Source organism: Stenotrophomonas sp. PS02300 (genome assembly GCF_029959395.1).
GTDB classification, from domain to species: Bacteria; Pseudomonadota; Gammaproteobacteria; order Xanthomonadales; family Xanthomonadaceae; genus Stenotrophomonas; species Stenotrophomonas maltophilia_AD.
On sequence record NZ_JASCOP010000173.1, the window covers coordinates 1 to 6,774 of the forward strand.

General features: G+C 67.9%; 5 protein-coding genes. 1 reads left to right on the plus strand and 4 read right to left on the minus strand.

Features of this window, described 5'->3' with window-relative positions; all coding sequences use genetic code 11:
* Positions 1 to 141: 141 nt before the first annotated feature.
* Genes edd through zwf form a run of 4 tightly spaced genes read right to left on the minus strand, consistent with a single transcriptional unit; the run spans position 142 to position 5,270 of the window.
* Positions 142 to 2,058 carry a phosphogluconate dehydratase gene (gene edd / locus QMX79_RS19300; protein ID WP_282248210.1) on the minus strand — a complete coding sequence of 639 codons (1,917 nt, stop codon included), beginning with the start codon at positions 2,056 to 2,058 and terminating at the stop codon, positions 142 to 144.
* Positions 2,059 to 2,104: 46 nt separating this feature from the next.
* Positions 2,105 to 2,830: a 6-phosphogluconolactonase gene (pgl, locus tag QMX79_RS19305; RefSeq protein WP_282248211.1), complete on the minus strand. Its 726-nt coding sequence runs from the start codon at positions 2,828 to 2,830 to the stop codon at positions 2,105 to 2,107.
* Positions 2,827 to 3,834 carry a glucokinase gene (gene glk, locus QMX79_RS19310; RefSeq protein WP_282248212.1) on the minus strand — a complete coding sequence of 336 codons (1,008 nt, stop codon included), beginning with the start codon at positions 3,832 to 3,834 and terminating at the stop codon, positions 2,827 to 2,829. The genes pgl and glk overlap by 4 nt, the downstream gene beginning before the upstream one ends.
* A complete protein-coding gene (zwf, locus tag QMX79_RS19315) occupies positions 3,831 to 5,270 on the minus strand; it encodes a glucose-6-phosphate dehydrogenase (RefSeq protein ID WP_336618878.1) in 1,440 nt (479 codons plus the stop codon). Before zwf ends, glk begins: the two co-directional genes overlap by 4 nt.
* A 332-nt stretch (positions 5,271 to 5,602) precedes the next feature.
* Here zwf and ugpC point away from each other — a divergent pair, with 332 nt between their 5' ends.
* Positions 5,603 to 6,697 (plus strand): sn-glycerol-3-phosphate ABC transporter ATP-binding protein UgpC, encoded by a 1,095-nt coding sequence (ugpC, locus tag QMX79_RS19320; RefSeq protein WP_282248214.1) that lies wholly within the window; start codon positions 5,603 to 5,605, stop codon positions 6,695 to 6,697.
* Positions 6,698 to 6,774 lie beyond the last annotated feature (77 nt).

Sequence of the window (6,774 nt, forward strand, 5' to 3'; positions counted from 1 at the left end):
CGGCGGGGTCCCCGTAGGGACTGTCGAAAACATGGATGTTTTCGACAAGCCTCCATGGACGGATTCACGGCGTGTCCCGTAGGGGACCCCCGCCGCTGCCTCACCCACGCAGACACAACCGCCGCTTTACGCGGAAACCCGTCAGGCGTCCTTAGACTCGTGCGGCGCAAGCGCAGCAGCAGCGTCATTCCCGAGCTCATACTCCGCGTCGTAATTCCACATATCACCGTCGTCAGCGGCCGGCCCGCACGAAATCGAAATCGCGCCCTGGTCAGCCGGACCCACCAGGCGGCGGTTCATCGCGAACAGGTTGCGGCCCAGATCGTGCGCCGCCGGTGCCGTGTTCGGCGCCTGCTCGCGCGCTGCCCATTCGGCCGCGTCCACCAGCACCTCCAGCGTGCCCGCCTCACCATCCAGCCGGATGATGTCGCCCTCGCGCACCCGTCCCAGCGGACCACCGCGCGAGGCTTCCGGCGTCATGTGGATCGCCGCCGGGAACTTGCCCGACGCGCCCGACAGACGACCATCCGTCACCAGCGCCACCCGCCGGCCCTGGTTCTGCAGCAGCCCCAGCAATGGCGCCAGCGAATGCAGCTCCGGCATCCCGTTCGCACGCGGCCCCTGGTAACGCACCACCGCCACGAAATCCTGCGGCAGCATTCCCGCCGCATGCAGCTTGTTCAACACCTGCGGCGCATCCACCACCACCGCCGGTGCCTCGATCGTCCGGTACTGCGGCTTCACCGCCGACAGCTTGATCAGCGAACGGCCCAGGTTGCCGCGCAGCAGCCGCAGCCCACCCTGTGCCTCGAACGGCTCGGCCACCCCGCGCACCACCTCACGGTCCGCGCTCTCGGCAATGCCCTCGATCCACGTCAGCGCACCCTCGCGCAGCGCCGGATCCTGCGTGTACTGGCGCATGCCACCTTCGGCCACCGTCACCAGGTCCGCGTGCATCAGCCCCGCGTCCATCAGCTCGCGGAACACGAACGCCGTACCACCGGCCGCCGCGAAGCGGTTCACGTCCGCCTCGCCGTTCGGGTACACCCGCGCCAGCAGCGGCACCAGCTGCGACAGCTGGTCCATGTCATCCCATGTCAGCACGATGCCCGCCGCCCGCGCCACCGCGATCCAGTGGATCGTGTGGTTGGTCGAACCACCCGTGGCCATCAACGTGACCACCGCATTGACGATCGCGCGCTCATCGATCAACCGGCCCAGCGGCCGGAAGTCATCGCCCAGCGCACTGATTTCCAGCGCACGCACCGCCGCATGGCGGGTCAGTGCATCGCGCAGCGGCGTTTCCGGATTCACGAACGACGCGCCCGGCAGCTGCACGCCCATTGCTTCCAGCAGCGTCTGGTTCGAATTGGCCGTGCCGTAGAACGTGCACGTGCCCACCCCGTGGTACGACGCCGCTTCGGCTTCCAGCAGCTCCTCGCGCGTGGCCAGGCCTGCCGCATAGCGCTCGCGCACCTCGGCCTTCTGCTTGTTCGGAATGCCCGGCGTCATCGGCCCGGCCGGCAGGAAGATCGCCGGCAGGTGGCCGAAGGCCAGCGCGCCGATCAGCAGGCCCGGCACGATCTTGTCGCACACGCCCAGGTAGACCGTGCTGTCGAACATGTCATGGCTCAACCCGATCGCCGTGGACTGCGCGATCACATCGCGCGAGAACAGCGACAGCTCCATGCCGCCACGGCCCTGCGTGACCCCGTCGCACATCGCCGGCACGCCGCCGGCGACCTGTGCCGTCGCACCCAGCGCACGCGCCGTTTCGCGCAGGATTTCCGGATAGTGCTCGAACGGCTGGTGCGCCGACAGCATGTCGTTGTAGGCGGTGATGATGCCCAGGTTCGGCGTGACCCCGCCGCGCAGGCGGCTCTTGTCGGTCGGGCCACAGGCCGCGAAGCCGTGGGCCAGGTTGCCGCAGCTCAGGCGCGAACGGAACGGACCGTCGCGCAGCGCGGCGTCGATGCCCGCCAGGTACGCAGCGCGAGAGGCGACGCTGCGCTGGACGATGCGCTCGGTGATGGCATGGAGTTTGGGGTGCAGGCTCATTGGCTACCGGCTATGAGAAGGCGAACGGAATGACAGCGGCATCGAATCAGTCGCACCAGTGGATGCGCAGCTTCGGGCGGCCATCGAGATCGATCGCGTTGAGAATGGGATACAGCGCTGCGTTGTTGCTTTCCAGTGCCTGCTTGAGCACTTCCAGCTTCTGCTTGCCACGCAGCAGCAGCAGCCGCTGGCGGCACTGGCGCATGCCGTGCGGAGTCAGTGTGATGCGCAGCGGCCACTGGTTCGATCCGGGGCAACCGGTGGCATCCAGCGCGGCGTAGGGCAGGGTGCTTTCCAGCGCGCGGGCCAGGTCCTTGGAGCCGGGGAACAACGAAGCGGTATGCCCGTCATTGCCCATGCCGAACACGGCCAGCGACGGTGCCTCGGTGTGCTGCGCCTGCAGGTTGGCGGTGTAGACGCATTCCGGCAACGGCTTGCCCACCCGCACCAGCGGATCGAAGTGCGCGCCCTCGGCGCGGTTGAGCAGGCTCTGGCGAACCAGCCAGGCATTGCTGTCGCGGTCCTGCGGCGACAGCCAGCGCTCGTCGACCAGGCTCACTTCCACGCGGTCCCACTGCACGTCCAGTTCGGCCAGCGCCTGGTACACCGGCGCCGGCGTGGTGCCGCCGGACAGCAGCATCCGGGCCCGGCCCGCGGCGCCGATGTCATGGTTGAGGATCTGCGCCATTTCGGCCGCGATCGTCTCGATCCACGCATCGGCATCGGTGTGGCGGATCAGGGTGAAGCGGTTGGTTTCTTCAAGTGCATTCATGCGGCGCCTCCTGGCAGGTCGCGTTCGAGATCGGCCGAGTAGGCGGCCGCGCCCAGCAGGCCCGCGTGCGGGTGCATCACCGCCAGCGACGGCACCCGGGCCATGATCGACGAGAACCGGCCCTTGTGTTCGAAGCGCTGGCGGAAGCCGGAATGCTGGAGCGAATCGAGCATCTTCGGTACCAGCCCGCCGGTCAGGAATACGCCGTCCCATGCGCCCTGGATCAGCACCAGGTCGCCGGCAATGGCGCCGAACACCGCGCAGAACAGGTCCACCGTGCGCATCGCCTGAGGATCGCCGTGCAGGGCGCGCGCGGTGACGTCCACCGGCTGCAGCTGGCCCGGGTCGACATCGGCCATCTCGCACACCGCGCGATGGATGTTGACCAAGCCCGGCCCGCAGATCAGGCGTTCATTCGAGACCCGACCGAACTGCTCGGACAGGATCTCCAGGATGCGGATCTCCTCCGGCGTGCCGGGCGGGAAGCTGACGTGGCCACCCTCGGTTTCCAGCGGGTAGCAGCGGCCGTGGCGAAGGATCAGCCCGCCCACGCCCAGCCCTGTGCCCGGGCCGATCACCGCATAGTTGCGCGGCTGGCCGGGCTGGCCCGGCACCCACGCCGCGCCACCGACCTGGACCACGTCCTGCGGCTGCAGCAGCGAGATTGCCATCGCCTGCGCGGCGAAGTCGTTGATCAGGTGCAGGTCATCGAAGCCGAGCATGTGCGCGGTGCGCATGCGCGAGATCACCCACGGGTGGTTGGTGATGCGCGCCTCGTCACCATCGACGCGGCCGGCCACGGCGAACACGCCGCGGCGTGCCTCAGCACCGATCTGCTCCAGGTAATGCCGCGCGGCATCGCCCAGCGACGGGAAATCGGCCACCACGAACTCGCGGATGCTGTCCTTGAGCAGCGGCGCGGCCAGGCTGGTGTCAGCCAGTGCGAAGCGGGCGTTGGTGCCCCCGATATCGGCCACCAGCGCCGGTTGGGTTGACACCGTCATGCGCGATCCTTGCGGTTGGCCTCGGCATCCACATCGGCGGGCAGGAAGCCGAACGCCTGTTCCGGACCCCATTCGCCGGCCGGGTAGGGCTGCAGCGGCAGCTGCGCTTCCTTCCAGGCATCGCTGACGCTGTCGATCCAGGCCCAGGCCGCGCGCACTTCATCGTCGCGCACGAACAGCGCATGGTTGCCGTTGAAGGCATCCAGGAACAGGCGCTCGTAGGCGATGCGGCGGTGCAGGCCGGTCGGCACAGACAGTTCCAGCTCCAGTGGGTGCAGTTCCAGCGCGCCCCATTCCGGGCCAGCCAGGCTGCTCATCAGACCCAGCTCGATGTTTTCCTGCGGCTGCAGCTGGAAGGTGATGCGGTTGGGCGTGGCGTTGGCGCGGTCGGGACGCTCGAACAGCCAATGCGTGACCGGCTTGAGGTTGACCACCACGCGGGTGGTGCGCTCGGCCAGGCGCTTGCCGGTGACCAGGTGGAACGGCACGCCGGACCAGCGCCAGTTGTCGATATGCGCGGTGACCCCGGCGAAGGTTTCCACATCGCTGCCTTCCGGCGGCTGGTAGGCCTGCGCGGGCTGGCCGTTGATGGTGCCGGCGGTGTAGCGGCCGCGCACGCTGTCGCGCGCCGCATGCTTGGCATCGAGCGGGCGCAGGGCGCGCAGCACTTTAACCTTCTCATCGCGGATGCGGTCGGCTTCCAGCGACGCCGGCGGTTCCATCGCCACCAGGCATAGCAGCTGCAGGATGTGGCTCTGGACCATGTCGCGCAGCGCGCCCGAACGCGCGTAGTAGGCGTCGCGGCCATCCACGCCTTCGCTTTCGGCGACCAGGATGTGCACCGATTCGATGTAGTTGCGGTTCCACACCGCCTCGAGCAGCGTGTTGCCGAAGCGCAGTGCGATCAGGTTCTGCACCGCCGCCTTGCCCAGGTAGTGGTCCAGGCGGAACACGCGGTCTTCGTCGATCCACTGGCCGATGGTGGTCAGGATCTGTTCGGCGCTGGCGCTGTCGCTGCCGATCGGCTTTTCCAGCATCAGCCGCGCCGGCGCGGCCAGCGCGCCACCCAGGGCCAGGCCCTCGCAGGTGGAGATGTACAGGCCCGGCGGAATGGCCAGGTAGCTCACGCATCTGCGATCCACCAGGTCGCTGACCGAGTCGGCCACCGACTGCGGATCACGCAGGTCCACCGAACGGTAGTCGATGCGGTCCAGCAGCGACTGGATGTCGTCCAGGCTGGCCGCCGGCATCGCCTGCTGCAGGCGCGGGCGCAGGATCTGGCGGAAGGCGTCGGTGTCGTGCGGGGACAGTGCCAGTGCGCGGACCTTGAAGTCTTCCGGCAGCAGGCCATCGCCCAGCAGGCGCAGCAACGAAGGGAACAGGTAGCGCTGGGCGAGGTCGCCGGTGGCGCCAAACAGGAAGAGGGTATCGTGCATCGCTCGAGTTTCAGATCCGGGTGACATCGTTGTCAATCGCTTCTCGTCTATGTTCTCGGGGGTCAAGCTGGCCGCGGTGTCCGGTTGCTGCAGTCGCAACATGAACAGGTGCGGGCCCGCCCATCATGGGGCATGACACGCCCCGACAGCGACGCGGTCATGACCGACCATTGGATACTGCCACGTGAAAACGTTTACATGGCAGAATGAGCAGACTGTATTCGATTGCAGTGGTCGCCGTCATGCGGCACCACGCCATCGACCTGCCATCGGGAGGGCCGAAGGCAGTTCCGCATCAACAGCCCGGCAGCGGGCGGACTGGAATGGGTGATATGGCAAAAGTGCAGTTGCAGGGCGTGCGCAAGGTGTACGACAACGGCCAGGTGGCCGTCCAGGGCGCGACCTTTGAAGTAGCCGATGGGGAATTGATGGTCCTGGTGGGACCGTCGGGGTGTGGCAAGTCGACCCTGCTGCGCATGGTCGCCGGCCTTGAGGAAATCAGCGGTGGCACGCTGAGCATCGGCGACCGCGTGGTCAACGACGTGGCGCCGAAAGACCGCGACATCGCCATGGTGTTCCAGAGCTATGCGCTGTACCCGCACATGACCGTGGCCGAGAACCTGGCTTTCGGCCTGAAGCTGCGCGGCCACGACAAGGCGACCATCGCCAAGCGCGTGAACGAAGCGGCGCAGACGCTGGGCCTGACCGAGATGCTCGACAAGCTGCCCAAGGCGATGTCCGGCGGCCAGCGCCAGCGCGTGGCGCTGGGGCGTGCGCTGGTGCGCGAACCGGCGGTGTTCCTGCTCGATGAGCCGCTGTCGAACCTGGATGCCAAGCTGCGCCACAGCGTGCGCACCGAAATCGCGCAGCTGCACCGCAAGCTGGGCACCACCATGATCTACGTGACCCACGACCAGGTCGAGGCGATGACCCTGGGCCAGCGGATCGTGGTGCTCAAGGACGGGGTGATCCAGCAGATCGACACGCCGATGGCGCTGTACGACCGCCCGGCCAACCTGTTCGTGGCCGGCTTCCTCGGCAGCCCGGCGATGAACGTGCTGCGCGGCACGCTGGAACGCGGCGAGGGTGGGGTGGTGGTCAGCGAGGCGGCGCTGCGTGCGCCGCTGGGCGAGGCGACGATCGATCCGGCCTGGATCGGCCGCACGCTGGCCGTCGGCGTCCGCCCGGAGCACCTGCAGCCGGCCGCGGCGGGCGATGCCACCGCGTTCGAGGCCACCATCGATGGCATCGAACCGGTCGGCAACGAGATCTTCGTCAACATGACCCACGGCAACCAGGCGCTGGTGATGCGCGTGGCACCGCAGGCCTTGCCGGCGGTGGGCGGCACCATCCGCGTGGCGATCCAGCCGCAGGGGCTGCATTTCTTCGATGCCGAAACCGGCGAGCGCTTGAACCACGACGCGTGACGGGTCAGGTCACGACCAACGGTCGTGACCTACCCGGCGCGCCGGCCATAAACGATCACGTCCGCGCGGTAGATCAC

Excerpts from the sequence above, each read along its gene's own strand:
- glk (WP_282248212.1), bottom strand. The coding sequence starts at position 3,834 with ATGACGGTGTCAACCCAACCGGCGCTGGTGGCCGATATCGGGGGCACC.
- pgl (WP_282248211.1), bottom strand. The coding sequence starts at position 2,830 with ATGAATGCACTTGAAGAAACCAACCGCTTCACCCTGATCCGCCACACC.
- ugpC (WP_282248214.1), top strand. The coding sequence starts at position 5,603 with ATGGCAAAAGTGCAGTTGCAGGGCGTGCGCAAGGTGTACGACAACGGC.
- edd (WP_282248210.1), bottom strand. The coding sequence starts at position 2,058 with ATGAGCCTGCACCCCAAACTCCATGCCATCACCGAGCGCATCGTCCAG.
- zwf (WP_336618878.1), bottom strand. The coding sequence starts at position 5,270 with ATGCACGATACCCTCTTCCTGTTTGGCGCCACCGGCGACCTCGCCCAG.